Origin of the sequence: Nocardioides sp. Arc9.136, assembly GCF_030506255.1 — a bacterium.
Classification (GTDB): Bacteria; Actinomycetota; Actinomycetes; order Propionibacteriales; family Nocardioidaceae; genus Nocardioides.
In genome coordinates, this window is record NZ_CP113431.1 from 3,197,171 (window position 1) to 3,222,782 (window position 25,612).

The 25,612-nt window shown below is 70.3% G+C and carries 24 protein-coding genes; 8 read left to right on the top strand and 16 right to left on the bottom strand.

Annotation, left to right across the window (positions count from 1 at the left end; all coding sequences use genetic code 11):
• Positions 1-107: 107 nt before the first annotated feature.
• From rhaS to OSR43_RS15545, 4 genes are read right to left on the bottom strand one after another with little or no spacing between them, the layout of a single operon-like run.
• Positions 108-1,148 (bottom strand): rhamnose ABC transporter substrate-binding protein, encoded by a 1,041-nt coding sequence (gene rhaS / locus OSR43_RS15530; RefSeq protein WP_302267532.1) that lies wholly within the window; start codon positions 1,146-1,148, stop codon positions 108-110.
• Positions 1,145-2,251, bottom strand: coding sequence for an ABC transporter permease (locus tag OSR43_RS15535; RefSeq protein ID WP_302267533.1), 1,107 nt, complete (start codon positions 2,249-2,251; stop codon positions 1,145-1,147). The genes rhaS and OSR43_RS15535 overlap by 4 nt, the downstream gene beginning before the upstream one ends.
• Positions 2,248-3,318: an ABC transporter permease gene (locus OSR43_RS15540; protein ID WP_302267534.1), complete on the bottom strand. Its 1,071-nt coding sequence runs from the start codon at positions 3,316-3,318 to the stop codon at positions 2,248-2,250. The genes OSR43_RS15535 and OSR43_RS15540 overlap by 4 nt, the downstream gene beginning before the upstream one ends.
• Complete coding sequence (locus OSR43_RS15545) at positions 3,315-4,883, bottom strand: sugar ABC transporter ATP-binding protein (protein ID WP_302267535.1); 1,569 nt, start codon at positions 4,881-4,883, stop codon at positions 3,315-3,317. The genes OSR43_RS15540 and OSR43_RS15545 overlap by 4 nt, the downstream gene beginning before the upstream one ends.
• A gap of 191 nt (positions 4,884-5,074) precedes the next feature.
• On the opposite strand from OSR43_RS15545, the gene OSR43_RS15550 reads away from it, so the two are divergent.
• Positions 5,075-6,088 carry a LacI family DNA-binding transcriptional regulator gene (locus OSR43_RS15550; RefSeq protein ID WP_302267537.1) on the top strand — a complete coding sequence of 338 codons (1,014 nt, stop codon included), beginning with the start codon at positions 5,075-5,077 and terminating at the stop codon, positions 6,086-6,088.
• A gap of 24 nt (positions 6,089-6,112) precedes the next feature.
• Here the strand turns inward: OSR43_RS15550 and OSR43_RS15555 are convergent, their stop codons facing one another.
• From OSR43_RS15555 to OSR43_RS15580, 6 genes are all read right to left on the bottom strand, one after another.
• On the bottom strand, positions 6,113-6,892 hold the full coding sequence (locus OSR43_RS15555) for a hypothetical protein (RefSeq protein WP_302267538.1): 780 nt from the start codon (positions 6,890-6,892) through the stop codon (positions 6,113-6,115).
• A gap of 170 nt (positions 6,893-7,062) precedes the next feature.
• Positions 7,063-7,290 carry a hypothetical protein gene (locus OSR43_RS15560; protein ID WP_302267539.1) on the bottom strand — a complete coding sequence of 76 codons (228 nt, stop codon included), beginning with the start codon at positions 7,288-7,290 and terminating at the stop codon, positions 7,063-7,065.
• A gap of 109 nt (positions 7,291-7,399) precedes the next feature.
• A complete protein-coding gene (locus OSR43_RS15565; RefSeq protein WP_302267541.1) occupies positions 7,400-8,023 on the bottom strand; it encodes a PepSY domain-containing protein in 624 nt (207 codons plus the stop codon).
• Between the two features lie 87 nt (positions 8,024-8,110).
• Positions 8,111-9,544 (bottom strand): cell wall metabolism sensor histidine kinase WalK, encoded by a 1,434-nt coding sequence (locus OSR43_RS15570; protein WP_302267542.1) that lies wholly within the window; start codon positions 9,542-9,544, stop codon positions 8,111-8,113.
• Entirely contained in the window at positions 9,537-10,214 is a 678-nt protein-coding gene (locus tag OSR43_RS15575; protein ID WP_302267544.1) for a response regulator transcription factor, read from the bottom strand. Before OSR43_RS15575 ends, OSR43_RS15570 begins: the two co-directional genes overlap by 8 nt.
• Positions 10,215-10,298: 84 nt before the next feature.
• On the bottom strand, positions 10,299-10,853 hold the full coding sequence (locus OSR43_RS15580; RefSeq protein ID WP_302267546.1) for a hypothetical protein: 555 nt from the start codon (positions 10,851-10,853) through the stop codon (positions 10,299-10,301).
• Between the two features lie 114 nt (positions 10,854-10,967).
• On the opposite strand from OSR43_RS15580, the gene OSR43_RS15585 reads away from it, so the two are divergent.
• Positions 10,968-11,492: a hypothetical protein gene (locus OSR43_RS15585; RefSeq protein WP_302267548.1), complete on the top strand. Its 525-nt coding sequence runs from the start codon at positions 10,968-10,970 to the stop codon at positions 11,490-11,492.
• Between the two features lie 11 nt (positions 11,493-11,503).
• On the opposite strand, the gene OSR43_RS15590 is transcribed toward OSR43_RS15585, so the two are convergent.
• A complete protein-coding gene (locus OSR43_RS15590; RefSeq protein WP_302267549.1) occupies positions 11,504-12,790 on the bottom strand; it encodes a hypothetical protein in 1,287 nt (428 codons plus the stop codon).
• Position 12,791: 1 nt separating this feature from the next.
• On the bottom strand, positions 12,792-13,901 hold the full coding sequence (locus OSR43_RS15595; protein WP_302267550.1) for an SPFH domain-containing protein: 1,110 nt from the start codon (positions 13,899-13,901) through the stop codon (positions 12,792-12,794).
• A gap of 1,153 nt (positions 13,902-15,054) precedes the next feature.
• Here OSR43_RS15595 and OSR43_RS15600 point away from each other — a divergent pair.
• The 3 genes from OSR43_RS15600 (at position 15,055) to OSR43_RS15610 (ending at position 18,265) form a co-directional block, all read left to right on the top strand.
• Complete coding sequence (locus tag OSR43_RS15600; RefSeq protein WP_302267551.1) at positions 15,055-15,729, top strand: hypothetical protein; 675 nt, start codon at positions 15,055-15,057, stop codon at positions 15,727-15,729.
• Between the two features lies 1 nt (position 15,730).
• Positions 15,731-15,937 (top strand): hypothetical protein, encoded by a 207-nt coding sequence (locus OSR43_RS15605; RefSeq protein WP_302267552.1) that lies wholly within the window; start codon positions 15,731-15,733, stop codon positions 15,935-15,937.
• A gap of 228 nt (positions 15,938-16,165) precedes the next feature.
• Positions 16,166-18,265: a DUF262 and DUF1524 domain-containing protein gene (locus tag OSR43_RS15610; protein WP_302267553.1), complete on the top strand. Its 2,100-nt coding sequence runs from the start codon at positions 16,166-16,168 to the stop codon at positions 18,263-18,265.
• A 127-nt stretch (positions 18,266-18,392) separates the two neighbouring features.
• Here the strand turns inward: OSR43_RS15610 and OSR43_RS15615 are convergent, their stop codons facing one another.
• On the bottom strand, positions 18,393-19,448 hold the full coding sequence (locus OSR43_RS15615) for a hypothetical protein (RefSeq protein ID WP_302267554.1): 1,056 nt from the start codon (positions 19,446-19,448) through the stop codon (positions 18,393-18,395).
• Between the two features lie 946 nt (positions 19,449-20,394).
• Here OSR43_RS15615 and OSR43_RS15620 point away from each other — a divergent pair.
• Positions 20,395-21,111, top strand: coding sequence for a hypothetical protein (locus OSR43_RS15620; protein ID WP_302267555.1), 717 nt, complete (start codon positions 20,395-20,397; stop codon positions 21,109-21,111).
• Between the two features lie 89 nt (positions 21,112-21,200).
• Here the strand turns inward: OSR43_RS15620 and OSR43_RS15625 are convergent, their stop codons facing one another.
• From OSR43_RS15625 to OSR43_RS15635, 3 genes are all read right to left on the bottom strand, one after another.
• On the bottom strand, positions 21,201-21,368 hold the full coding sequence (locus OSR43_RS15625) for a hypothetical protein (protein WP_302267556.1): 168 nt from the start codon (positions 21,366-21,368) through the stop codon (positions 21,201-21,203).
• A gap of 13 nt (positions 21,369-21,381) precedes the next feature.
• On the bottom strand, positions 21,382-21,624 hold the full coding sequence (locus OSR43_RS15630) for a hypothetical protein (protein ID WP_302267557.1): 243 nt from the start codon (positions 21,622-21,624) through the stop codon (positions 21,382-21,384).
• 180 nt (positions 21,625-21,804) lie between these two features.
• Positions 21,805-23,106: a hypothetical protein gene (locus tag OSR43_RS15635; RefSeq protein ID WP_302267558.1), complete on the bottom strand. Its 1,302-nt coding sequence runs from the start codon at positions 23,104-23,106 to the stop codon at positions 21,805-21,807.
• A 506-nt stretch (positions 23,107-23,612) separates the two neighbouring features.
• Here OSR43_RS15635 and OSR43_RS15640 point away from each other — a divergent pair.
• Both OSR43_RS15640 and OSR43_RS15645 read left to right on the top strand, forming a co-directional pair.
• Complete coding sequence (locus OSR43_RS15640) at positions 23,613-23,873, top strand: hypothetical protein (protein WP_302267559.1); 261 nt, start codon at positions 23,613-23,615, stop codon at positions 23,871-23,873.
• A gap of 73 nt (positions 23,874-23,946) precedes the next feature.
• Positions 23,947-25,599 (top strand): hypothetical protein, encoded by a 1,653-nt coding sequence (locus OSR43_RS15645; RefSeq protein ID WP_302267560.1) that lies wholly within the window; start codon positions 23,947-23,949, stop codon positions 25,597-25,599.
• The last annotated feature ends 13 nt before the right edge of the window (positions 25,600-25,612 follow it).

The following is a 25,612-nucleotide window of genomic DNA, read 5'->3' on the forward strand; positions in this document are numbered from 1 at the left end:
GCGGTTGCTTGCTGCGGGGGCCGCCGGGGCGTGGGTCGCACGCCCCGGCGGACCTCAGGTGCTGCTCGTGGAACGGGTGCTGCCGGTGGTGCCGTCGACCTCGAGGATCAGAAGTCGAAGTCGGCGATGTTGGACTTGTCGAAGACGAAGGGCTCGCCGAGGAGCACGACGCCGTCGGCGCCGACCTCGTAGTCGCCCAGCTCGCCGGCGGTGAAGGTGTCGCCCTCCGCGCCCTCGATGTCACCGGAGGCCAGCGCGTCCGCGGCGAAGGCCGCGAGGTAGCCGAGGTCCTCGGGGTTCCACAGGGCGAAGGCGTCGACGGTGCCGTCCTCGACGTACTGGCGCATCTGGTTCGGGGTGCCCAGGCCGGTCAGCTTGACCTTGCCCTTGGCGTCCGAGGTGGACAGGTAGCGCGCGGCGGCCGCGATGCCGACGGTGGTCGGCGAGACGATGCCCTTGAGGTCGGGGTGCGACTCGAGGAGCGCGGCGGTCTTGTCGAACGACGTCTGGTCGTCGTCGTCGCCGTAGACGGTGTCGACGAGCTCGATGTCGGGGTGGTTGGCCTCGAGCTCCTCCTCCATCAGCTTGATCCACTCGTTCTGGTTGGTCGCGTTGGCCGCGGCCGAGAGGACGGCGATCTCGCCCTGGTCACCGATCTGCTCGGCGATCAGGTCGACCTGCGCCTTGGCGATGCCCGCGGCGTCGGCCTGGCTGATGTAGAGGTCGCGGCACTCGGGGTCGGTGTCGGAGTCGAACGTGACGATCTTGGTGCCGGCGCCGCTGGCCTCCTCGAGCGCGTCGCAGATCGCGGTCGGGTCGTTCGCCGAGACGATCAGCGCGTCGACGCCCTGCTGGGCCGCGGTGTTGATGAACGGCACCTGGGCGTCGGGGGTCGCGGTGTCGGGGCCGACCTCCTCGAGGGTGGCGCCGACCTCCTTCGCCGCGGCCTCCGCACCCTTGGTGGAGGTGTCGAAGTAGGGGTTGCCGAGGTTCTTCGGCAGCATCGTGATGGCGACGTCGCCGCCACCACCGCCCGAGCCGGAGCCCGAGCCGGAGTCGCCGTCGTCGCTGCCGCACGCGGTCAGGGAGAGGCTGGCAGCCAGGCCGACCGCCGCAAGGGCGGAGAGCCGTCGGTTGAGGAGCTTCATGCTTGTGCCTTTCGTGGTTCGGTCGCCGACTGCCGGCGCCTGACGAGGGCCCGTGGGCCCCCCTTCCCTCCAGTGCGTGCCGAGACCCAGGAGAGGAGGCTGGTGGACATCACCGAGGCCACCAGGAGGAGGCCGATGACGATGTTGATGACGTTGACCGTCTGGCCCTCCAGGCGCATCGCGCTGGAGAGGACACCGATCAGGACGACGCCGGCGACGACGCCGTGGAGCGCGCCGCGGCCGCCGAAGATGGACACCCCGCCGAGGAGCACCGCCGCGATGACCTGCAGCTCCATGCCGGTGGCGTTGTCGCCGCGGGCGCTGCCGTAGCGGAGGGTGAAGTAGATCCCGGCGAGCGCCGAGACCGCCCCGGAGAGGACGAAGAGGATGAGCTTGGTGCGCGCGACGTCGACGCCGGTGAAGTGCGCCGCCTCGTCGTTGAGCCCGATCTCGAAGACGCCGCGGCCGAACGGGGAGAAGTGGAGCAGCAGCGCGAACACCGCGATCAGCACGATGATCGGCAGCAGGACGAGCGGGTAGCTCGACCCCTCCTGGATCCGCTCGGTGGCCAGGTCGGTCCACTTGTCGGGGAAGTCGGTGATCGCCGTCGTGCCCAGCAGGCCGACCGCGATGCCGCGGTAGAGCGCGAGCGTGCCGATGGTGACCGCGAGCGAGGGCAGCCCGACGTACCCGACCAGGAAGCCGTTGAAGGCGCCGCACACCGCGCCCACCACGACGGCGAGCAGCGCGGCGGCCGGCAGCGACATGCCCGCGTCCTGGTGCAGGACGCCGGTGAGCACGCTGGTCAGCCCGACGGTGCTGGCGACCGACAGGTCGATCTCGCCGGTGATGATGATCATCGTCATCGGCAGCGCGATCAGCAGGATCGGCGTGATGTCGAGGAAGAGGTAGTACAGCGTCAGCGGGCCGTCGAAGTTCGGCACCTGCGCGTTGGAGTAGAAGAAGACCACGAGCAGCAGCGCGATGACGGCGAACTCGCGGGTCATCAGGGCGCGGCGCCACAGCGGCCTGGAGTACGCCGCGTAGCTGCGGGTGGGCGCGGGCGTGGCCGCCTCGGCCGGGGTGCGGGTGTCGACGCTCATGCGCTCTTCCTCGCTTCGTCTCGGGCGGCCACCAGGCGGCGCTCGCGTCGGGCGGAGAGGACGCGGTCCAGGACGATGGCGGCGATGATCAGGGCGCCGACGACGGCGCGCTGCCAGAAGTCGGAGATGCCGACGATGGGCAGGGCCCGGTTGATGGTGACCAGCAGGAACGCGCCGATGGCCGCGCCCCACACCGTGCCGCTGCCGCCGAAGATCGCGACGCCGCCGATGACGGCCGCACCGACGGCCTGGAGCTCGATGCCGGAGCCGGCCCCGGAGCTGACCGTGCCGTAGCGGGCGGCGTACACGACGCCGGCGAGGCCGGCGAGCGCGCCGCTCACGACGAAGGCGGCGACCACACGGCGGGTGACGGTGAGGCCGTAGAGCTTCGCGGCGTCGGGGTCGGAGCCGATGGCGTAGAGCTCGCGACCGCCGCGGGCGGTGTGCAGGTAGTAGCCGACCGCCGCCAGCACGACGAGCGCGATGATCGTGAGGACCGGGATGGTCAGCACGGTCTTCGTGCCGAGGTCGAGGAACCCTGCGGGCAGGTCGGAGGCGTTGATCCGGTCGCTGCCGGCCCAGCTGAGGAAGACCCCGCGGTAGATGTAGAGCGTGCCCAGCGTGATGACCAGCGCCGGCACCTTGCCGAAGGCCACCAGGACGCCGTTGACCAGCCCGAGCACCGCACCGAAGGCGATCCCGGCGAGGAACACGACCGGGATCGGCAGACCGGGGTTGTCGGAGAACAGCTTGCCGGTGAAGTACGCCGTGAGGCCGAGCACCGAGCCGACGGACAGGTCGACGTTGCGGGTGACGATGACGACGGTCTGCCCGACCGCCAGCAGCAGGAGCAGCGACGGGGTCACCAGCAGGTTGCGCCAGCCGTCGGAGCTGAAGACGAAGCCGGTGCTCTTGACGGTCGTGAACGCGATCAGCGCGAGCAGCACGACGGCCACCGCGATCTCGCGCGAGCGCAGGACCGTGCCGAGGAGGCGGCGACCGCGCGGGACCGAGCTGGGGTTGACGTCGCTCGGCGACGCGCTCGGGGGCGTGAGGACGGCGCTCATGCCGGCACCTCCTGGGAGTCGGGCGTCGCGGACCCGGTGGCCGGGCCGGTCGCGGCGGACGTGGCGTGCGAGGCGGTCGCCGCGCGCATGACGTTCTCGGGCGTCGCCTCGCCGCGGTCGAGCTCGGCGGTGATCCGGCCCTCGCAGACGACGAGGACGCGGTCGGCCATGCCGAGCACCTCGGGCAGCTCGCTGGAGATCATCAGGATCGCCAGGCCCTGGCCGGCCAGCTCGGAGAGCAGGCGGTGCACCTCGGCCTTGGTGCCGACGTCGATGCCGCGGGTGGGCTCGTCGATGATCAGGAGCTTGGGGTCGGTGGCGAGCCACTTGGCGATGACGACCTTCTGCTGGTTGCCGCCGCTCATCGTGGTGGCGTGCATGTCCAGCGCGCTGGTCTTGACCTCGAGCTTGGCGGCCCACGGGCCGGCGGCGCGGTTTTCGGCACCGGAGGTGAGCAGCCCGGCGCGGGTCAGCCCGCGCCGGATCACCCCGGCGACGTTGCGGGCGACCGAGCCCTCGGTGACCAGCCCCTGCTTGCGGCGGTCCTCGGGCACGAACGCCATGCCGGCGCGGATGGCGGCCCGCGGGTTGCGCGGCCTGACCGCCCGGCCGGCCAGGCGCACCGAGCCGGCGTCGTACGCGTCCACGCCGAAGACGGCGCGGGCGATCTCGCTGCGGCCGGCGCCGACGAGGCCGGCGAGACCGACGATCTCCCCCGCCCGGACGGTGAGGCTGACGTCGTGGAAGACGCCGGCGCGCTGCAGGCCCTCGACCTCGAGCACCGGCTCGCCGATGGTGGCTGCGGTCTTGGGGAACAGCTCGGCGACCTCGCGGCCGACCATGCGGGAGACGATCTCGTCGGGCGTGGTCGTGGCGATCGCGTCGGTCGAGACGTACTCGCCGTCGCGCATCACGGTGACGGTGTCGCAGAGGTCGAAGACCTCGTCGAAGCGGTGGGAGATGAAGACCAGCGCCCGACCCTCGTCGCGCAGGCTGCGGGCGACGGCGAAGAGCCGCTCGACCTCGACGCCGCTGAGCGCCGCGGTGGGCTCGTCCATGATCAGCAGGCTGGCGTCGAGCGAGATGGCCTTGGCGATCTCGATGATCTGCTGGTCGGCGATCGAGAGCCCGAGGGCCGGACGGCGCGGGTCGATGTCGACCCCGAGGCGCGCGAACAGCTCGGTGGCCTCGCGGTGCATCGCCGCCCGGTCGATGCGGCCGAGCCGGCCACGCGGCTGGCGGCCCATGAAGATGTTCTCGGTGACCGAGAGGTCCGGGAAGAGCGTCGGCTCCTGGTAGATCACCGCGACGCCGGCGGCCTTGGACTCCGCGGTCGAGCCGAAGTCGACGTCCTTGCCGTGGAGCCGGAAGGTGCCCGAGTCGCGGCGGTGCACGCCGGCGACGATCTTGACCAGCGTCGACTTGCCGGCGCCGTTCTCGCCGACGAGGGCGTGGATGGAGCCGCGCTCGACGACGAGCGTGCCGCTGCGCAGCGCGACCACGGCGCCGAAGGACTTGCCCACGTCGCGCAGCTCGAGGGCCACGCGGGACGACTGCTCGACCACGGAGCCTCCTGTCAGTGAAAGGTTTCAAAAAGCGATGCCGGGAACGTACGTGGCTGTCGTCACAGACGTCAAGCGTTTCCGGAAAGTTTCCGCCGCGTGTCTGATCCGGCGAGACGGCGTGCGGCCCTCGGGGCGGGATGTGTGTACCGTTTCACTCCGCTTTACTTTCCCGGCCGCCGAGGAGGACTCCGATGCCCGTGCGCAGTGCGTCGGTCAAGGACGTCGCGGCCGCGGCCGGCGTCTCCCTCGGCACGGTCTCGAACGTGCTCAACCGCCCCGACCGGGTCAGCCCGGCCACCCGCGAGCGGGTCGAGCGGGTGATGCTGGAGCTGGGGTTCGTCCGCAACGAGTCGGCCCGCCAGCTCCGCGCCGGCGGGAGCCGGACGCTGGCCTACGTGATGCTCGACGCCGGCAACCCGTTCTTCACCGACGTGGCCGCCGGCATCGACGACGCGGCAGACGACGCGGCGCTGTCGCTGTTCCTGTGCAACAGCGCGAACCGGGCCGACCGCGAGGCCGCGCACCTGACCCTCCTCGAGCAGCAGCGGGTCCAGGGCATCCTGATCACCCCCGTCGACGCCGACGCCGCCGCCCTGGAGCAGGTGGCGCGCCGCGGGACGCCGATCGTCGTGGTGGACCGCACGCGCCGGCTCGAGGACTTCTGCACCGTCGCCGTCGACGACGTCCTGGGCGGCCGGCTCGCCGTGGAGCACCTCGTCGACCGCGGGCACCGGCGGGTCGCGGTGGTCGGCGGCCCCGCCTCCATCGGCCAGGTCAGCGACCGGTACGCCGGGGCGCGCGCCGCCTGGGCCGACGCCGGCCTGCCCGCCGAGGACCTCGTGGTGGTCGCGACCGAGGCGATGACCGTCGCGGAGGGCCGCTCGGCCGGCGAGCGGCTGGTCGGGATGCCGTCGAAGCGGCGCCCCACCGCGGCGTTCTGCGTCAACGACCTGCTGGCCCTCGGACTGCTGCAGCAGTCGATCGGCAGCGGACGGTCGGTGCCCGGCGACCTGGCGATCGTGGGCTACGACGACATCGAGTTCGCCGCCGCCGCGGCGGTGCCGCTGACGTCGGTCCGCCAGCCGCGCCACCAGCTCGGCCGCACCGCCGCCGCCCTGGTGCTGGAGGAGTCCACCGACCCCGACCACGTGCACCAGCAGGTCACCTTCACTCCCGAGCTCGTGGCGCGCGCCTCGACCCTCTGAGCACCGCGTCCCCGGCGCTCGCACTCAGCGCGGCGCCCGGGACTCCCGTCGAGCCGACCACACCGCGCCGGCGGCGGTGAGCGCGAGGCCGGCGAGGAGCACCGTGGCGGCCGCGACCACCTGCGTGGAGACGCGCTCGGGGAAGATCGCCGCGCCCACGCCGAAGAGGAGCCACAGCGGCGTCGCCCCCACGAGCGTCGCGCGCAGCCGGGTGCCGAGCGGGACGCCGGGCGTGGCGCGGCGCCGCAGGTACGCCGTCGCCGGCTGCATCCCGCCCAGCGCGAGCCCGCCCAGGCCCACCCAGAGCATGGCCGTCCAGGCGCCGTCGCGGCCGCTCGAGGTGCGCAGCGGCCCCTCCGGAGTCACGAACGCGACCGGCTCGGCGCCCCAGTAGCGCGCGGTCACCGGCTCGCCGGCGAAGAGGTGGCGCTGCGCCGCCGACCAGTCGTCCTCGTCGGACGTGCCGCGGAAGTCGACCCACGCGGCAGGGAACGCGGGGTCGTCCGGCGCGAAGTGCCAGTCCGGGCTCCGCGCGCCGCGCCCCGAGGACCGGCGTACGTCGTCGACGGCGCCGCCCACCTCGGCCAGGCAGGTCGGGTCCTGCTGCGGCGCGGTCGGCGTGGGCTCGCAGACCGGGGCGTCCGCGATCGCGCTGCTCTCCGCGTACGCCCCCGGCAGCAGCGCCAGCGCGACGACGCCGACGACGGCGCAGAGCACTGAGAACACCCCCATCGCGACCGCTCGCCACCCGCGCAGCGGCGGGGTCTCCCCGGCACGGCTGGGGCGGGTGGTTCGGTCTGCCATGGTCCTGGCGTTGTGCTCGCCCGGGCCGGCCCGCAAACCTCCTCTGCCGTGGTCCGCGAACGGGCCTGGCCGCATGTAACGCGCTGTTCGCTGCTCTGTCGGCACGTTGCACCAGGCGGGTAGAGCAACGAACAGCGCGTTACATGGGACGTCGACGCCCGGGAGCGGTCTCAGGCGGCGGTGGCGTGCTCGACGGCGGCCGGGGCGGCCGGGGCGGCCGGGGCCTGCTCGGGGGTCGGCACCGCGGCGACGGCGGGCCGGGCGGAGGTCGCCTGGCTGGCGCGGAAGGCCATGAGGACGGCGAGCGACATGCAGACCACCGCGGCGGTGGCCATGCCGCCCAGGAACAGCGCCCAGGTCACCGGGCTCCAGTCGAGCTGCGCGTAGTTGGTGGTCATTGGATCTCCTCGTCCTCGGGTGTGCCACCAGCCTGGCCCGGGCGAGGAGCACGAGGCAGGTCCCGAGGTCCTCCGACCCCGGGACCTTGGTCCTCGCGCTGCGCCGGCGTCAGCTGCCGGCGGTCTTGCGCAGCACCTGGTGGTCGGCGTCGAGCTCGACGTCCCACTCGGTGCCGTCGGTGTCGCGGACCTCGACCTCGTAGGCCTCGCCGCGGTCGTCGCCGGCGTCGACGTCCAGCACCGTGCCGCCGCCGACGGCCGCCAGGGCCGCCTTCTCGGCCGCCCGGCGCTCCGCCGTGCCGAGAGCGCGGTCGTCGGCGTCGGACCCGTCGGTCCCGTCGACGTCGTCCCTGTCATCGGTTTCGTCCACGTCGTCCACGTCGTCCACGTCGTCCACGTCGTCGGCATCGTCTGCGTCGTCGGCGTCGTCCCGGTCCTCGCTGACGACCTCCAGCGCGTCGTCGAGCGCCACGTCGACCTCGCTGCCGTCCTCGAGGCGGACCTCGACCTCGTAGGCCTCGCCGGGGTCGCCGCTCTTCTCCACGTCGACGGCCTCGCCGCCGCCGACGGCCTCCACGGCCGCGGCGGAGACCCGGTCACGGTCGCCGCCACGGACGTCGTCGTTCGCGGTGGCGGTCCAGACCGTGCCGCCCACGCCGAGGACGGCGACGACGGCGACGGCGGGGACGGCGGGGACGAGGACGCGCTTGGTGCGGAGCTTGGCGGTGTTCACAGGAGTGCCTTCCGGTTCGGTTGCGGGGTGTGGTCCCACCCTGCGCCCCGGTCGCTGAAGCCCACCTGAACGCACCTGAAGGCGCGTTCAGCCACGCCGTACGGCGCCACCCGGACCGCCGTCCGGACCACCATCGGCGGGGAGCCGGACCACCACCCGCGCGCCGCCGAGCCCGGAGGACGACACGACGACCGAGCCGCCGTGGGCCTCGACGATCTCCCGCACGATCGCCAGCCCGAGACCGCTGCCACCGGTGTCGCGGGCACGCGCCTCGTCGAGGCGCACGAACCGCTCCAGGACGCGTTCGCGGTCCTCCTCGGGGATCCCGGCGCCGTCGTCCTCGACGGCCAGCTCGACCCAGGGACCGTCCTCGCGGAGCGAGACGGCCACGGCCGAGCGCGCGTGCCGGGCGGCGTTGTCGACGAGGTTGCGCACCACCTGCGCAAGCGCCGGAGCGTCACCGCGCACCCGCGCGACCCCCGAGGCCTCGACGTCCAGGCCCGCCCGCCGCACCCGGCGGGCCTCGGCCAGCACCAGGTCGTCGAGGTCGACCTCGTGGTCGCCGCGCGCGAGCGCGCCCTCGTCGGCCCGGGTCAGCACCAGCATCTGCTCGACCAGCCGCTGCATCCGCGCGGACTCCTCGAGCACGGCCTCGGCCAGCTCGCCCTCCGGGAGGGCGCCCGGGTGGGCCCGCGCCACCTCCGCGGTCTGCCGGATGCTCGCCAGCGGGGAGCGCAGCTCGTGGGAGGCGTCGCCCACGAAGCGCTGCTGCCGCTCGCGGGACTCCTGGAGCCGCCCGAGCATGTCGTTCATGGTGCGCGCCAGCCGCCGCACCTCGTCGCGCGACCGCGGCTCCGGCACCCGCCGGTCCAGCCGGTCACCGGTGATCTGCTCGACCTCGCGACGGATCCGCTCGACCGGCGCGAGCGCCCGGCCGGCGACCACCCACGTGGTGCCGCCGACCAGCAGCAGGACGAGCGGCAGCCCGAGCGCGAGCGGCGGGACCAGCGCGTCGGTGGAGTCGTCGACCTCCTCCAGGGACGCGGCGACGACGACGTCGTACGACGCTCCGCCCGCCTGGGCGTCCTCGGTGACCACGAGGTAGGCGTGGTCGGCGCCCGGCAGCCGCACCTCCTCGCCGTCCTCGGCCGGGACGGTCCCGGCGAGGGGCTGGGAGGCAGCCACCACGGTGCCGTCAGCAGCGACCACCTGCCAGACGAGCTCCCCGGGCTCGTCGTCGGGCTCGTCGTCGGGCTCGTCATCGGGCTCGTCATCGGGCTCGTCATCGGGCTCGTCGCCGGCGTCGTCGGGAGCGACCCCGGACGGGCCGGACCTCTTCACCTGGTCGGCCAGCTCGGAGGCACGCTGCTCGGCGGTGCTCTCCAGCCCGTCGCGCAGCGAGCCCCGGACCAGGGCCACCAGCGCGAACGCCCCGACCAGGAGGGCGACCGCGACCACCAGCACCGCCGCCGCGGTCGTCCGCAGCCGCACCGACGCCCGGCCGCCGCCCACCTCAGCCACCGTCGCTCGCCAGTCGGTACCCGGCGCCGCGGAGGGTCTGGATCGCCTGCCGGTCGAAGGGGCGGTCGAGCTTGTTGCGCAGGTGGCGGACGTAGACCTCGACGATGTTCGGGTCGCCGTCGAAGTCGACGTCCCAGACCGCGTCGAGGATCTGCCGCTTCGAGACCACGTCGCCGGGGTGCCGGGCCAGGAAGGCCAGCAGCGAGAACTCCCGCGCCGTCAGGGCGACCTCCACCTCGCCGCGCCACACGCGCCGGGCGGCCGGGTCGACCCGCAGGTCCCCCACCCGGAGCTCGGTGGGCCGCTCCCGGGCGCCGCGCCTGGCCACCGCGCGCAGCCGCGCCACCAGCACGGGGAACGAGAACGGCTTGGTCAGGTAGTCGTCGGCGCCGGTGTCGAGCCCCTCCACCTGGTCCCACTCGCCGTCCTTGGCCGTCAGCATCAGGATCGGCGTCCAGTCCTCCTCGGCGCGCAGGGTCGCGCAGACCTGGTAGCCGTTGATGCCCGGCAGCATCAGGTCCAGCACGATCGCGTCGTAGGTGTTCTCCCGCGCCAGCCACAGGCCGTCGGTGCCGTCGTGCGCCACGTCGACCGCGAACCCCTCCGCCTCCAGGCCCACCCGCAGGGATCGGGCCAGCCGCCTCTCGTCGTCGACGACGAGCACACGCATGACGGCCTCCGGAGGGTCGGGGACCGCCATTGTCGGGCACCGGACCTGAAGCCCCGCTGAACGCCCGCGCGACCGGCTGCCCCGCTACGCGGCCGCCGCCTGCCGTCCGGCCACGAGCAGCGCCGCGGCGAGCAGGGAGCACCGCGCGGTCACCGATGCGCCAGCGGTGCGCAGGGCGGGGTGGCCGGTCGGATCGCCTGCGGAGTGCCCGGCGATGTCGATCAGCGCGGCGGCGCACCCGCGGTACGTCGCGTGCGCCTCGGGGGTGACGGCGCCGTCGATCAGCTGGCGCAGGCGGCGGTCGCCGACGTCGAGGAGCACGGTCAGCTCGAGCTGCGCCGTCGGGGTGAGGGCGTGCAGCGCGCCGTCCGCCACCGCGGCGGCGAGGTCCTCGACCAGCTCGCCGATGCGGTCGACGCCGTCGACGAAGGCGCGCTCGCGCTCCAGCTGCGGGGCCGGCACCCAGCGGCGGGCGGTGAGCATGGCGTGGGCGGCGTCGGCGAGCCCCCGTCGCCCCGCGGTGCCGTCTGCCACCTCGCGAGCACCGTCGCGGTCGCCGTCCAGGGTGGCGTGGAGGGTCGCCCGGAAGGCGTCGGCGACGTGGCGCAGCAGGGCATCGACCTCGGCGGTTCTGTTCACGTCCCGAGCCTCTCCCCCGCCGACCCCGGCCGCGGCCGTCCTGACGCGGGCTTGACGCCTGCTGACGCCGACTTGACGCCCCGCTGGGCCGGGCGGTCTGGTTGAGTGCTCGGCGTGAAGCGGCGGACGGCAGGCAGTCTCCTCGGTGCGGTGGGTGGTCTCGTCTTCGTCCTGGTCAACGCCGGCGCCCTGCCCGGTGCGTGGGCGCTGCGCACGGCAGCGGTCGGCGTGCTCGTGGCGGTGGTCGTCGCGGGGCGGCGCCCGACGGTCGACGTCGCTCCGCCCCCACGGTCCGCGGTGCGGACCTACGGCTGGTGCGTGATCCTCATGGTCGTCGCCATCGTGCTCGGGGCGCGGCTGCTCGCCCTCCTCGACTCCTCCGACCTCACGCTCCCCTGGGTGGTGGGCGTGGTGGGCCTGCACTTCTGGCCCTTCGCCCGCGCCTTCGCCGCGCCGGTGTTCGCCCGCCTCGCCGTCGCCCTGGTGGTCGTCGCCCTCGCCGGTGCGGCAGCGGTCCTCGCCGACGTCGGCGACGCCGCCCCGGCGACCGGCGTCGCCGCCGGGTTCGTCCTCCTCGCCGCCGCCCTCGCCGGCGAGGTCACCGCGCCCGTTCCCGCGACGGCCGGAGGGCCCAGGTGACCCGGTAGCGGTCAGCCCCCGGCGGCGGTCACCGCACCGCCGAACGGCAGGAGACCGGCGAGGCCCCCGGAGAGGGTCGTGCCCAGCCCGGAGCCGCTCCCCGAGCCGTCCCGCGCCTGCAGGACCAGCAGCACCACGACCGCGACCAGGGCGAGCGCGGCGAGGACCGCGCACGCGATCTTGACCGCGGAGTACGGCCGGGCGCCGGTGACCTCGCCGGTGCCGGCGTTGACCATCACCTGCCACTGCTTGCCACCGTGGGTGTAGGTCGCCAGCCACAGCGGGAGCAGCACCAGCTTGAACATCACCCGCGCGTAGGCGGTGTCCACCTGGCCGACACGCTGCTCGTCCCCGCCGATGTCGCGGCGTACGTCGTCCTCGATGACCTCCGCCATCTCGGCGCGCGCCGCCTGCGCCCCGTCGTGCGGGTCGACGTCGTAGCGCAGTGCGGAGTACCCCGCGAGGTACTGCGGCTGGTAGGGCACCGCGGTCTCGAGCCGCCACGGCCCCATCTCGTCGAGACGGTCGGCGTCCAGCCGGCCGGTCGCCCGCACGAGCACGTCGTCGAAGTCCCGCGCGACCTGCCCCGACGCCCGGGACCAGCGCGTCTGGCGCTCCTGGTAGGTCCCCGTGCGCGTGCCGCCGTTGCCGTCGGAGACGGTCCGGGTGCGGGTGACGTAGTAGTGGTCGCCGCGCTGGCCGGTGTAGTCGCTCCGGGTCCGGGCGTCGAAGGTCCAGTGCGGCACGTAGGTGCCCTGGAGGGAGTGGGCCGTCCCGACCTCCTTCAGCGAGCCCGGCGCGAACCAGCGCGAGGTGACCCACGTCCTGAACGCCGCCTGCGCGCCCTCCTGCCCCACCGCGAAGGGCACGACCGCCTCGGGCGGGACCAGGCCGTCGGGCGTGGAGAGCACCACGAGGTGGCCGGTGCAGAACTGGCACTTCTGGGCCAGGTCGGCGGTCTCGACCTGAGCGCCGCAGCCCTCGCAGCGCAGCACCTGCCCGCTGAGCGCGCTCACCCGGACGTCCGCGTTCGCGGCGACCCAGGCGTCGAAGGAGTGCTCGTCGACGGTGGTGTCCGCACCGGCCTCGATCTCGCGGGAGGCCCCGCAGGCCCCGCACGTCACGCTGGCCGTCCCCGGCGCATGGGTGACCTGGGAGCCGCAGGAGCGGCAGGACGCGAACAGCACGTCCGCCGGTGCCGGCCCGCGGGCGGGTCCGGCGTCGGCGCGCGACGTCGGGGGCAGCGGCGGCGGGCCACCGGGCCCGGTCTGCGGGACCGGCGGTGGCGTGCTCGTCATCTCAGGCCTGCGGCGGAAGCGGCGGCGGGGTCGCGGCGAACAGCGGGGCAAGGTCGGGGACCTGCGCGGCGGGCTGCCACGCGCTCATCCCGTCGCGCCACACGAGCGTGTCCGCGCCCATCCGACCCGAGGCGATCTTCTCGGGCAGGCTGGCGGCCGCTAAGGGGCCGGCCTGCTGGCCGTCGAGGGCGACGTACCACTGCGCGCCCGGCAGCGGCGGCGGCGCGGCACCGGCACCGGCCGCAGGCGCCTGCCCGGCACCCGCGACGGCACCGGCGGCGGTCTGGCCGAGCCCCACCCCGATGACCATGCCGGCCCCGGAGCCGGCGGCCCCGGGGTTGTTCGCGGCGGCCTCGAGGGCGGTCGCGGCCTGGAACTGCGTGTAGGCGCCGAGGTCGCCGACGATGCCCATCCGGCTCCGCTTGTCGAGGGCCTCCTCGACCTCCGGCGGGACGGAGATGTTCTCGATGACGAAGCGCGGCAGCGCGATGCCGTACTCGGCGAGGCTCGCGGACAGCGTCCCGACGAGCTTCTTGGAGAGCTCGCCCTGGTTGGCGGCGAGGTCGAGCATCGGGATGCCGGCTCCGGCGAGCGCGGTGGTGACCGCCTCGACGATGACCTGGCGCAGGAACTCCGCGACCTCCCCGGTCACGAAGTCGGGGTCCGTGCCGACGAGCTGCCGCAGCAGGGTCGCGGGGTCGGTCACGCGCAGCGCGTACGTCCCGAACGCGCGGAGCCGCACGAGACCGAACTCCGCGTCCCGGACGGCGAAGGGGTTCTGGGTGCCCCACTTGAGGTCGGTGTACTGGCGCGTACCGACGAAGTAGACCTCGGCCTTGAACGGCGAGCTGAACCCGTACTTCCGGCCCTTGAGCGTGCTGAGGATCGGGATGTTCTCGGTGGTGAGCTCGTAGGTGCCGGGGGTGAAGACGTCGGCGATCTGGCCCTCGTCGACGAACACCGCGACCTGGCCCTCGCGGACGACGAGCTGGGCGCCCATCTTGATCTCGTTGCCCTGGCGCGGGAAGCGCCACACGATCGTGTCCCGGGTGTCGTCGAGGAGCTCGACGATGTCGATGAACTGTCCGCGGACCTTGTCCATGAAGCCCATGTGCCGAGCACCCTTCTGTCTCGGCCGCGACAGCCGCCGGTGGGACGCCGCGGGCCAGGTCCGCAGACCTGGCCCTCAGCGTGCGTGCCTCGGATGCTACGGCGCATCGGGACGCCCGGCCGGGAATCCGGGAATGCCTGTGGCCCCGGTCCAGCCCCCGGCACCGGGGCGCAGAGCGCCTCTGGAATGCCGAACGGCCCGTGGTCTGCGTCTCCGCAGGCCACGGGCCGTTCGTCTTGTAGCGGGGGCAGGATTTGAACCTGCGCACCTTGGCATCTGAGCAGCCCTCACTCCCGCCTCACTCCCCTGGTCCTCCCCTGATGTCGCCCTCCTGAGCTGGTTCTCCACCACGCGGCGTGGATAAATGCGTCGAGAATGCCGAGCGCGGCGGGGACTTCTCACGATCGAACCACACGTGCGCGACACAGGATCACCGCTTGGAAGGCGGTGCCGGGTCTCGCCGGGGTAAGCAGCGACCCCACGTCAAACCACGTCGCGACTGGGTTGGGAGTGCAGCGCGCCGAACCCGCGAATGCGCGCTCGAGCCCAAGCCGTCGTCGCGCACCCCCAGCTGCCGGCCAGAGGCGCCCATCCCACCAGGCGCTAACTTGCGCTGCTTCGGCGTGGCGGCATGTCCACGAGGTCGTCCTGTCGACATCAATCGGTAAGTCAAGTCGTTCTTCTGCCCCAGCGTCGAGCTGGCCGCGGTCAGGAACGCTCCTCCGCCTGGTAAGCGGCTTTGGGTACTCGGATGGCTCTTGCATCGGCACTCCGACGGACCTAGCAGTCATCGCATTGGCCGCGCTGACGCGGTAAGTGGGTGGGGGTAGCCGCAGTTGGAGTTAGCGGCACCTCGCGTCATGCTTCCTGCATGCCCTCGACCACTGCCGCCCCATCGCGGAGTAAGCGATCGCACCCCGCCGCGCCGCCCCGCCTGGATGCATTGACGACTGTGCTGCGCAGCGCAAAGCGGCAGGGCGTACCGATCCGAAAGACCTTCGTCCAGCAGGGCAGGGGGCGCGCCGACACCAAGCCAGGGCCGCTGGCCGGACTGGTGAGCCGCGGGGACGAGCGTGGTCTGGACGCATATCTACTGCTGCACGCGGCTGCGTCTGCCGCACCCTGGGACTGTACGTGGCCCTCGGAGACGTGGGTGCACCTGCTCGATTTGACCAGCACCACGACCGGCGACTCGGCCAAGGCCGCTGTCTCCAAAGTGTTCGCCCGTTTGGCCAAGACGCACAACCTGGTGGCCGTCGGCCGGGTAGGACGTCGGAGCTCGGTGGTGCTGCTCAAGGAGGACGGCACGGGCGACGCCTACACGCGACCGCTGACCAGGACCGACGCCTGGTTCACCCTGCCGCACTCCTACTTCCTGAAGGGCTACGACCAGTCCCTCACCCTGCCCGCGAAAGCGATGCTGTTGGTCGCCCTGCATCTGAAGGACGACGCGTGGCTGCCGAGCGAGTACGCGAAAGAGTGGTTCGGAATCAGTCCGACGACAGCCCGGGCCGGACTGACCGAGCTGGTCGGAAAGGGTCTGCTTGTCGAGACGCGGCGGTACATCCCGGACATGAAGTCGCCCACGCTGTGGGCCGAAAAGGTGTCGTACCGCCGTGCCGGCGCGATGCGCGCCGGGAAGGCGCGGGCCACGACCGCAAAGGAGTCGCCGCCGACGACGACCTCGACACCCGCTGAGAAGGCATCGACGCCGGAGAACGTCTCGAAGAAGTCCGCGGCTGCCAAGCGCGTCTCGCCTCCGGCCACCGTGACCCCACCGCGTCGCCCGATGAAGAAGCCGAACCGCAAGCGGACCCAGGAGCCCTGACATGGCCACGCTCATCCTCGGGGTCCGCGTGCTCATCGGAGCCGCGCCCGCGGTCCTCCTCGTGATTGGCGCCGTGCTGCTGATGCTGATCGCCCTACCCATGAACGGCGAGCGTCGCAGCTATGCGCTCCTCGCCGTCGACCGCCTGGCCAACCTCGCCTGGGTTGTCGTAGGGCTAGAGCGCCCCCACCCAAAGTCGACGGCGTAGCAGGGCGCCGACCGCGCGGGAAATATCCAGCGGCCGCTTGCCCTGCGAGAAGCGTTGAACTTTAGCGTGCGCTGACTCGAACTCGGTCACACGCATCCCTCTCCACCGCAGCAGAACGTCCTTCCGATTGGCGGCGGAGGATCACCGGAGCAGATGTCAGTGCGATCGGAGCCCGGGCCGGTCATCAAGACGGGATAGGTTGCCAAACGACCCTCGGGAAGGACACTGATGAAGGCCGTCGACTCACACCTGCTCACCCTGCTCAAGGCGAGCAGCCAGTTCATCGTCCCGATCTACCAGCGTCTGTACTCTTGGCAGGAGCCAGAGTGCGCACAACTGTGGGCTGACATCCTGCGGGCGGGCTCCAATCCCAAGCTCGGAGCGCACTTCACCGGCTCGATCGTCTACGTGGCCCGCGACCAGTCCACGAACACCTCAGCCGAGCCAGACCTGATCATCGACGGCCAGCAGCGAGTCACCACCGTAACCTTGATTCTCACCGCTCTCGCCGCCCGGCTGGAGGAGCTACCCGCCGATCAACAAGAGCCCTGGGACGGCTTCTCGCCGAAGAAGATCCGCAACCGCTACCTCCTCAACGATGATGAAGAGGGCGAACGTCAGTACAAGTTGATCCTGTCGCAAAGCGACAAGGCCGCTCTCATCTCTCTCCTCCAGGGGGTCGCCCCGTCAGGCGGCATGGTCACGCGTGTCATCGACAACTTCGCCTACTTTCAGCAGAAGCTCGCCGACCCGGCGGTCAACCTGGCGACGGTGTGCAAGGGGCTCGACAAGCTCGTGGTCGTCGACGTCAAGCTCGAGCGAGGCGTGGACAACCCCCAGCTCGTCTTCGAGGCAATGAACTCCACCGGCAAGAAGTTGTCCCAGGCCGACCTCATCCGGAACTACGTCCTAATGGACCTGCCGCCGAAGGAGCAGGAGAAGGTCTACACGGCGTACTGGCGCCCGATGGAGTTGGAGTTCGCCGGCGCCGAGGAGAGCCAGTTCGACCAGTTCGTCCGTCACTACCTAACGGTGAAGACCGGGGAGATCCCTCGGCTGGACGACATCTACGAGGCCTTCAAGGACCACGCTGTCGCCTTCACCGACGCGGACGAGACGATCACCTCGCTCGTCATCGAGCTGCGGCAGTACGCCCACCGCTACTGCGCGATGGCCCTCGGCAAGGAAGACGACCCCAAACTGCGCGCAGCCTTCCAGGACCTGGACCAGATCAAGGCGGACGTGGTCTACCCATTCCTGCTCGAGGTCTACACAGACTACGAACTCGGCACGCTGGATCGCGACGGCCTCCACCAGATCGTCCAGATGGTGACGTCGTACATCTTCCGACGGGCGGTGTGTCGCGTCCCGACCAACTCACTCAACAAGACATTTGCCGGGTTCAGCGCCGCCGTCCGCAAGGATCGCTACGTCGAAAGCGTCAAGGCGCACTTCCTGTCACTCAAGAGCTACCGGGCTTTCCCGACAGACAAGGAGTTCAAGCACTCCCTGGTGACGACCGACCTCTACAACTTCCGTCGACGCTCGTACTTCCTCCGGCTGCTCGAGAACCACAACCGCAAGGAGCACGTCACGGTCGAGGACTACACGATCGAGCACATCCTCCCGCAGAACGAGGACCTGCCGACGGGGTGGCGGATCGCTCTCGGCGAGGACTGGGCCGACGTGCAGCAGCGCTACCTGCACACACTTGGCAACCTGACACTCACGGGCTACAACTCGGAGTACTCGGACCACCCCTTCGCCAAGAAGCGCGACATGGAGGGCGGCTTCAAGGACAGTCCTCTCCGGCTCAACAAGGGTCTCGGACAACTCGAGGCATGGACGCCCACTGAGATTGAGAAGCGGGCAGAGCGCCTGGCCGACGATGCACTGGAGATCTGGCCACGACCTTCGCTGCCCGAGCACGTGAGCGCCGAGTTCCAGGTGCAACGAGCCGCCTCGGATTTCTCCATCGAGGACCACCCCCACCTGCTACCAGCCGCCCGCCGAGAGCTGTTCAACAAGTTCAGCGCCGAGACGCTGGCTCTCGACCCGGGGATCACGCGACAGTTCTTGAAGCTCTACGTCGCCTTCAAAGCGGAGACCAACTTTGTGGACGTCGTCCCGCAGAAGGCGCGGATGCGACTCAGCCTAAACATTCCCCTCGAGGCGCTGCGCGACGAGCGCGGGCTCGCCTGGGACGTCAGCGACAAAGGCCATTGGGGCAACGGGCCGACCGAGGTCGGACTGGACGAGACGTCGGACTTCGCATATGTCATGGGCCTGGTGCGGCAGGCGCTGGAGTACCAGATGGGCGGCGACTGAGCGGAGTTGCGCGAGCGTCCGAATCTCAGCGCTCGCTCATAGCCGCGATGCGGGCGAACACTGCCATCGACCCAGGTGGCGCATGATAGGCCAACCGGGGCCCTACCAAGAGTAGGAGTGCGGAGGATCAATCCACACCGCCGTCAAGAGCGTCATCGGTGCGTGGTGCGGCACGATCGTTGTCACGAGCGACACGGTCTTCCCACGAGTCACCTAGTTCCAGTCCCACGCCATTGGCGCCCATGTAGAGCATGTTGCGCGAACGCTTGTCCGGGTCGACGTCCGCCCACTGATTGAGCGATTCCCGTTGGTACAGGGCGGCGAGCTGCTCCTCGAGTGCCGCCCCGGTCGCTTCGAGTTGGCTCAGGTCTACGGCGTCGCCAAGTGACGCGCCGACTTCCACGAGACCGCTCGGCAACCACAACCACGCGTCGAGGCTGGGTAGTTCCCAGCGGCTGAACTCTCCACGTTGCTCGCGAGTGGATCCAGCGACCGCCCGCACGAGCGGCTGATAGTGCAACGCGATGAGAGCCGTTCTTGCAATCTCATCCCGTGTGCGTTGTCGTGGCGGGTCCTCGAGCCGGCAGCGCCAAACCGGTACGCCGCTGGAGCCTCCTTCGACGTCGAAGTAGGACATGGATGCCACTGCCATGGTGGCCCCCACGCCTGTAATCACGGGGAGTTTCTTGGCTTGAATCTTGGCCTTATCGAGAGCTTTCTGGTCCTTTTCGTTTGTACGCCCCTTGGCTTCAACAGCGACCGAGGGCGTGTTGAACAAGGGGTGCACGCCGAGGAAGTCTGGCCTGCTTGCTTTGGTTTTCTTGCCGAGGGCTTCGAGTACTCGGTCCAGATGGACTAGTGAGGGGACGTTGAGCATTTCGTCGCACGCAACCTGCGCCATTGTCATGCCGTGGAAGTAACTGACAGCGCCCTTCTCGCTGCCGTCGAGGCGGTCGTATCCATCGCTGCGGCACCACCGGTTCGCCTGGACCTGCAGGTTGGCCTCGACCAGCTTTGCTCGCCAGCACAGCTCGAGCATCGACCGCTTCCCGACTGACGGTGCTGTGGGTGATACACCCACCGTTGCGGCAGCCCACAGAAGCTTGGCGAGGGGTACGTCCATCTTGTGTGAGGTCGCTACGCGCGGACCGAACTTCTTCGTAGTGACGCTGATCAGGGGCACCACGCTTTCCTAGCCCGACCGCCTATGTTTGCGACGAAGACTCGCCGGGCGCTCTGGCCAGCCGCAGGGTCGCTATTCGCCTACTTGGAGTAGTGCTGCCGGTCGTCCCGTCGACATCACTGTCGCAGTCATGGCTTGACACCCCTTCGGGTGCGTCCCTATTTGACGCGCATTCGGATAACAAGCCGTCGCATCCAAGCCTAGGTACGGAGAGCCATCGCGCGAGCTGCCACACATGGCTACGCACCGCGCCCGGGTCTAGCCGCATGACCGCCCGTAGCCGAGAGCTTCGAGCGATCACCCTGTCGCAAGATGTTCATATATTGCGCATGTGCACGTGCCGACCCAGTTCCTAGAAATGCTTGAACTTGCTAATCCACACGGAAGGGGATTCGTTGGACGGCAGCAGATGGTGATCGAAGGAAACGACAGCGCGTTTATCGAAGTCGAGCAGCGAGACCTAGCTCAGGTTGATCAAGTGTCTTTCGTGTGGCGGCGCGCCCACCGGCCCATTCCGCGAGAGGCGGATCGCGTACTGCGCCGCGTCAGTGGGCGAGCCGTACCCAGCGCATGAGTCCGGGCAGCCATCCTGCGTCAGCGGCGAGCTGGTTCGAGGATCCGACCTACCGATTGGACGCAAGCGGCCGGGCAGTGCTGTAGGCGGTGGACTCCCTATCCAGCGAGGAGCTGCTCTCGATCTGCCGTCGGGATGCCCGACACCGCCTGGAGTCAGGCAGGCTGGTTCGCTTCCGGGATCAAGTTGCGCACGCTCGCCACGACACGTACATGGCGCAGGCCCGATTGGAGGTCGCCGTGCTGGACATCCCTGACCACGAGCTGCGCCGCGTTGCTGTCGACCTGTTGAATGGCGGCTGGCATCACAGCCCGGACGAACTCATCCGAACTGCTAGAGACCTGCTAGCTGCAAATCCACTCGGGTCTTTCGATGAGCTCTGAGCCCGAACCAGTCATCGAGCCTCCCTCGGAGTCGGCTTGGCTCGTCGATCTCACAGCGGAGCAACTCGAGATCCCTGACGGCCACACCGAGATGCGCCGCCTCTTCCGGCTGCTGGACCGGATCACCCGCACCGAGGTGGTGAACGCCCTTGCCAACAGCGATTCAACTCATTCCGACGGCCGCGCGACCGTGGAACTGACCCTCGACGGGCAAGCACGACTGATTCGCGGACGATTCACCTATGCGGGGCCCACCGGGCAGGTGCATGACCACGATCTGACCGGCGTGCGGGTGATGCCAAGCGGGGCCATCTGGATCTCCGCGGCCCAGCCTGCGCTGACGGGATGGCATCTCGAGGCGGCCAACACCGCTCTACAGGACTGGCTCATCGCTGCCATGGGCGAGGAACTCGACGGTCTTCTCTGGGCGTGCTGCGAGTACGGCGATGCCGTCGCCGCCCTCGCTCATCATCTCGACCCGAACATTCCGCCAATGCTCAAGCGCCTCGTTGTCGTCGACATTGAAACGGAGGCGCGTCACAACGCCGCCGAGCTCGCCGCCCTCCTATTCACGGAGGTCGGGAGTCTGCGGCGTGTGGTGGCTACCTCCATCGCTAGCAGCTGGGAAGGAACGCTCGCCGAACTCCTGGCCACGACCGACGACATCCTGACACCGGCGGCCGACGACTCCCGCGAAGGGCCATGACCTCGACATCGAAGTCACTAGTAAGCGGCTCGAGGCCTCACTCGCCGGCCGAAGCGCGCCCGAACCCGGCCCCAAGTTGGGGCACGGATTCACGCGTTGAGGACCGATGCATCGTGCTGCGCCAGCCGTGCGACGGTCGCCACGTTCACGCCGCTGGCCAACGCCTTCCGCGGGGACAGGCCGCCGAGGTCGGGATGCTCGTTGACGATCCAGGTGCCCGCCAGCCACCCATCGAGCCCACGCAGGGCTGCGAGCACAGGCCCTAGTCGCTCATGTACCGGACCCCTCCACCGTGAACTGCCAAGCCGGATAAAGCCACTCCCCCGAGCCAGTGCGCATGGCCAGCAGGGTTCTCTCCTCACGGCGCGCCGCGAGGGCCTCCTCGTCCACGCCCAGCCGATCGGCCGCACCACTCGAGTCGTAGAACGGACCGATCCGCTCGTACATCGGGTGCCAACTGCCCGTCGAGTTCTCACCTGCTTCTGGACGATGGTCTTGAGGCGGCTGCGTCACGCCGCAAGCGTGCACCATTGGGCCGACAACGGAGCGATCGCTCCGCCAGTCAACGCCCGGGCACCTCGAGGAGGCGGCCCGACTCGAGCTGTGGTGACGGGCTGCGGTAGCCCAGCGCCTCGACCCCACCTAGTCCGATGAGCAAATGGGGAGGGACGCTGCGGCGTCCCTCCCCATCATTCAAGCCCGTAGCGCGGCGAGTACGTCCGTTAGTGCATCTCGGACCCGCTGCTGGGTGCCCCGGCCGCTGACGATGAGCTTATCGAGGTTCTGTCTTGCGAGGTTGGCGTACTTGCCGACCTCGTCGAGTTCACCGATGCTCGTGAGAGCCGCGGTGATGCGAGCCTCGACGACGGACAGGTCGACCGTGGTGTCGGCGGTGTTTCGGCGCGCCAGAAGCGCCACCTGTTCGCGAAGCACCAGGTAGCTCCACGACGTGACTTCCCCACCGTCCTCCGCACTGACGACGTACGCAGTGGTGTCGAGACGACAGAGCGATGCTTGCCCGGGCACCTCGGCCCGGGTAGGCACGACGATGAGAACACCGTCCGCCTCGCGCGTAGCGCATGCGTTAGCCGCTTCCTGGCGGAGCGCCTTGACCGACATCGGCCGGCTTCGGCTCTTTGCCTCAAGCGCGATGCGGACCCTTCGCCCAGGACCGGACACGAGCTCAGACAACGTGGCCACCCCGTCGCCGGTGCGCCTGCCGTTCACGCCAGCTTGGTTGCCGGTCTCCTCGAAGAGGTCCCCCGCCGCAGTGACGACCTCGTTGCAGAGCGCCATCAGATCGCGTTCGATGTCAGCGCCCACGGCTCGACTGCTCTTCGCTCCCGCGACCTTCGCGGCCTGGGCCGCCTCGACCAGAGCACGGACCTCGGTCAGCTGCGTACTCAGCTCGCGGCGAGCGCCATCCAGCTGGTTCAGCAGGTCCTGCCGCAGGCTGCGCAGTGGTCCCTCGCGGTCCAGGGAGAGCTCCTTCTGGATCGCTGCGGAGTGCTGGCCCAATGCCGCGGTCAGTTGCTGCAGGCCGCTGTCCTGGACCGACCGGGCCGCCTCCACGACGGCGCTTCGGACGCTGTCCGACTGCCCGGCAAGGGCAGCGTCGACCTGCTTCGGCAGGCCACCGAGGACGAGACGCGCGGTCTCTGCGATTCCCTGCTCTTGCTGCCTGACCCGGCCCATCGCTGTCTCGAGCTCATGAATGGCCGCGGTCGCCCGGGAGTCGATCAGATCCGCGAAGCCACTGAGCGTCCTGGCGATGGCGCCCGAGTCCACCGCCGAGCTCGAGAGGTTCAGCGCGACCAGGCCGATCGGCAGAGCCCTCCGAACGATGTCAGCGGCGACTTCCGGCCCGGCGTCATTCAGCTGTGCCCTAAGAAGACCGGCGGCCTCGGGGTGGGGCACGACGAGGTCGCGGATGTGGACGACGTCGCCGTCGACCCGGATCTCGGGCAGCCCTTTGGCAAGGTGAGTGAGGGTCATCGCTGACCCTCCGCGCTCCGGGTGTGAACGCCGGTGTACCGGCGGCCCGACCAGGCGCTGTCGCGGCCGTCCCCAGTCGACCCTTCGGGCGACCGCGATCGATTGCTGCTCATGTGGAACTCCAAGAGGTGTTCCGCTGCGCTGAGGGCCGGATGCCCCCGCGTCAGCGGAGGCCACAGGTGGCCCACGAAGGACCGTGCACGCGACCGCGGCCCACGCAATGAGGTAGCGACGTATGCCCCCGGATCGGTTGGCACCACGTCGACCGCACGGCACGAGCGATCGCGCACGCCCGGGGCAGCAACTTTGGCTCTCGACCTAGACAGGCGCGGAATGAGGGCCCCGGCGGTGGTCACAAGCAGCCGGCAGCTGAGCGGCTGCGGGTCTCCCTAAGCGCCCGTTCATTCCCTTCGGAGCACTGACGCCGCCGTGCCACCGCTCAAGAGTCAGGCGTCGCCCGTGGCAGACGGTTGCGCTTGGAGCCGCGCCCCGGACGGTGCCCTCGCATGGACAACACCCCCTCCATCCAACGCCCGAGCGGCCTGCTCCCCTCATCCACCGACGGCATCGAAACCGACAGCCGCCATCCCCACGCTCCGGTCCCGGGGACGAAGTTCCGGTTCGCAGTCGGCTCCGAGGGCGCCGCCAGCACCGAACTCTCGCCCGCCGACCTGATCCGGGGCGTCTGGAAGGGACGGCTTCCTGCGGACGCCTACGAACTCGTCATCACGCCCGTCGAGGACTCCGACGAATACGACGCCTCCTGACGTTCTGCTCGATCAACGTCACCAGACGTGCCAATCAGCACAATCCTCACCCTCCTAGCAGAAAGAAGCCGCAATGACCGTGTTCCACAAGCCCACCGCACCTGATTTCTCGCTGCCCAGCGCGAGCTCCGGACTCATCAGCGACCGTCCCTTGCTGATGGCGGCCCGCAACTCCGGGCAGCAAAGCCGCAAGGCCCGCAACGACGTCGCCAACGAGTGCCACCGCGTCGCCGAGGACGTCTTCAAGCACACCGGCCGCGACATCCGCCACCTTATCCCGCCCGTCCCCGAGATCGTCCGGCTCCTCAAGACCGAGGCGGTCCGCCACAACAGCTTCGACTCCGAGACCGGCAAGAAGTTCACCAACGAGTACCTCACCCTGCGCCTGGCCCACGACGTCTACCTGTTCGTCTCCACCGGTAGCGGCAAGAAGCTCGACGAGGAACTCGCCCAGCCCTACCTCGACGAGCTCAACGAGAAGCTCAACGAGAAGCTCAAGACAATCCGGCCCGGACAGCTGGTCTTCCACCGGCTGGACCGGATCTTCCGGACCGACCTCCTCGTCGCAAACACCCTGCACATCTGCAAGCACCTCAAGATCACCATGATCGACGGTCTCGACGGCGTCCAGGCCGGCGACCTCGCGGCCATCATGGCGATGCTGAAGGCGCGGGACTCCTCCGAGGAGGCCGGGAAGATCCCGAAGAAGACGCGCGACGGTCAGCGCGACAACACCGACACCGACATGTCAGTCAACGGCATCGTGAAGTACGGCGTCGCCCAGGTCGCACCCGCCGGGATGATGGTCGTGCGGCGCCGCGCCAGCAACGGCGGACGCGGCAAGGCCGAGCTGCACTTCGACACCCCATCCGAGACCTACCCCACGCCCGACGAGGTGCTCTTCGGCCTGCCCGAGGTCTTCACCGACGTCCAGGTCCCCCGCAAGAAGCCGGGCAAGGACGGCCAGCCGCGGTTCAAGAACCGTAAGGTCCGCGTCGACCAGGTTGCCTTGGTCCGCTTCGCGCTGGCCAACCTTGGCCGCCCCGGTTGGGTCATCAGCGACGTCGGCCGCGCCCTCAGCGAACAGGGGTTCTCCACCCACCGCCTGCGGCTCGACAACACCCCCAGCACCACCTTCACTGCGGAGCTGGTGAAAGGCGAGTACGGCCGGGTGATGCGTCCGATCATCGAGCGTCTCGAGTTCTACCGCACCGGCGACCTCCACATTCGCTTCGGTGTCAAGGACGTCGAGGACCTGGTCATCACCGGCTGCTTCCCGCCCGACGGGCTGCGCTGGGCCAGTAAGGAGGACTTCGAGCGCATCGACGCCTTCCTCGAAGGCACCACCGGCGGCGGTCCCGCCACGCAGGGCCTCACCGGGGTGACCGTCAACACCGAGGCTGGCCCTGTCCCCCTGCGCTCGGCTCCGGCCAGCCGCAGGGCAAGCGGCCCGGCCTACGTCTTCCGTCCCGCCGAGGCCGGCATCAGCGGTGGCGTGAATCTCCCCGCGCTGCCGCACGAGGTGCTCGCCGACAGCATCGCCGAGGCGCTCGCGGAGCACGCCGACCAGCTCCTGATCCCGCTGGTCCAGCACGACCCTCCCGAGGTCGAGGCGCTGCGCCGCAAGCACTACGCCGCCGAACTCAAGGTCGAGCAGCTCGGGCTCACGGCCAGAACCTCCTCGCTCAGCTCACCCGCACCAACGACCAGGGCCAGTCGCTGCTGACCGGCGCCGCCCT

Excerpts from the sequence above, each read along its gene's own strand:
- rhaS (WP_302267532.1), bottom strand. The coding sequence starts at position 1,148 with ATGAAGCTCCTCAACCGACGGCTCTCCGCCCTTGCGGCGGTCGGCCTG.
- OSR43_RS15535 (WP_302267533.1), bottom strand. The coding sequence starts at position 2,251 with ATGAGCGTCGACACCCGCACCCCGGCCGAGGCGGCCACGCCCGCGCCC.
- OSR43_RS15540 (WP_302267534.1), bottom strand. The coding sequence starts at position 3,318 with ATGAGCGCCGTCCTCACGCCCCCGAGCGCGTCGCCGAGCGACGTCAAC.
- OSR43_RS15550 (WP_302267537.1), top strand. The coding sequence starts at position 5,075 with ATGCCCGTGCGCAGTGCGTCGGTCAAGGACGTCGCGGCCGCGGCCGGC.
- OSR43_RS15555 (WP_302267538.1), bottom strand. The coding sequence starts at position 6,892 with ATGGCAGACCGAACCACCCGCCCCAGCCGTGCCGGGGAGACCCCGCCG.
- OSR43_RS15560 (WP_302267539.1), bottom strand. The coding sequence starts at position 7,290 with ATGACCACCAACTACGCGCAGCTCGACTGGAGCCCGGTGACCTGGGCG.
- OSR43_RS15575 (WP_302267544.1), bottom strand. The coding sequence starts at position 10,214 with ATGCGTGTGCTCGTCGTCGACGACGAGAGGCGGCTGGCCCGATCCCTG.
- OSR43_RS15590 (WP_302267549.1), bottom strand. The coding sequence starts at position 12,790 with ATGACGAGCACGCCACCGCCGGTCCCGCAGACCGGGCCCGGTGGCCCG.
- OSR43_RS15595 (WP_302267550.1), bottom strand. The coding sequence starts at position 13,901 with ATGGGCTTCATGGACAAGGTCCGCGGACAGTTCATCGACATCGTCGAG.
- OSR43_RS15605 (WP_302267552.1), top strand. The coding sequence starts at position 15,731 with ATGGCCACGCTCATCCTCGGGGTCCGCGTGCTCATCGGAGCCGCGCCC.
- OSR43_RS15610 (WP_302267553.1), top strand. The coding sequence starts at position 16,166 with ATGAAGGCCGTCGACTCACACCTGCTCACCCTGCTCAAGGCGAGCAGC.
- OSR43_RS15620 (WP_302267555.1), top strand. The coding sequence starts at position 20,395 with ATGAGCTCTGAGCCCGAACCAGTCATCGAGCCTCCCTCGGAGTCGGCT.
- OSR43_RS15635 (WP_302267558.1), bottom strand. The coding sequence starts at position 23,106 with ATGACCCTCACTCACCTTGCCAAAGGGCTGCCCGAGATCCGGGTCGAC.
- OSR43_RS15640 (WP_302267559.1), top strand. The coding sequence starts at position 23,613 with ATGGACAACACCCCCTCCATCCAACGCCCGAGCGGCCTGCTCCCCTCA.
- OSR43_RS15645 (WP_302267560.1), top strand. The coding sequence starts at position 23,947 with ATGACCGTGTTCCACAAGCCCACCGCACCTGATTTCTCGCTGCCCAGC.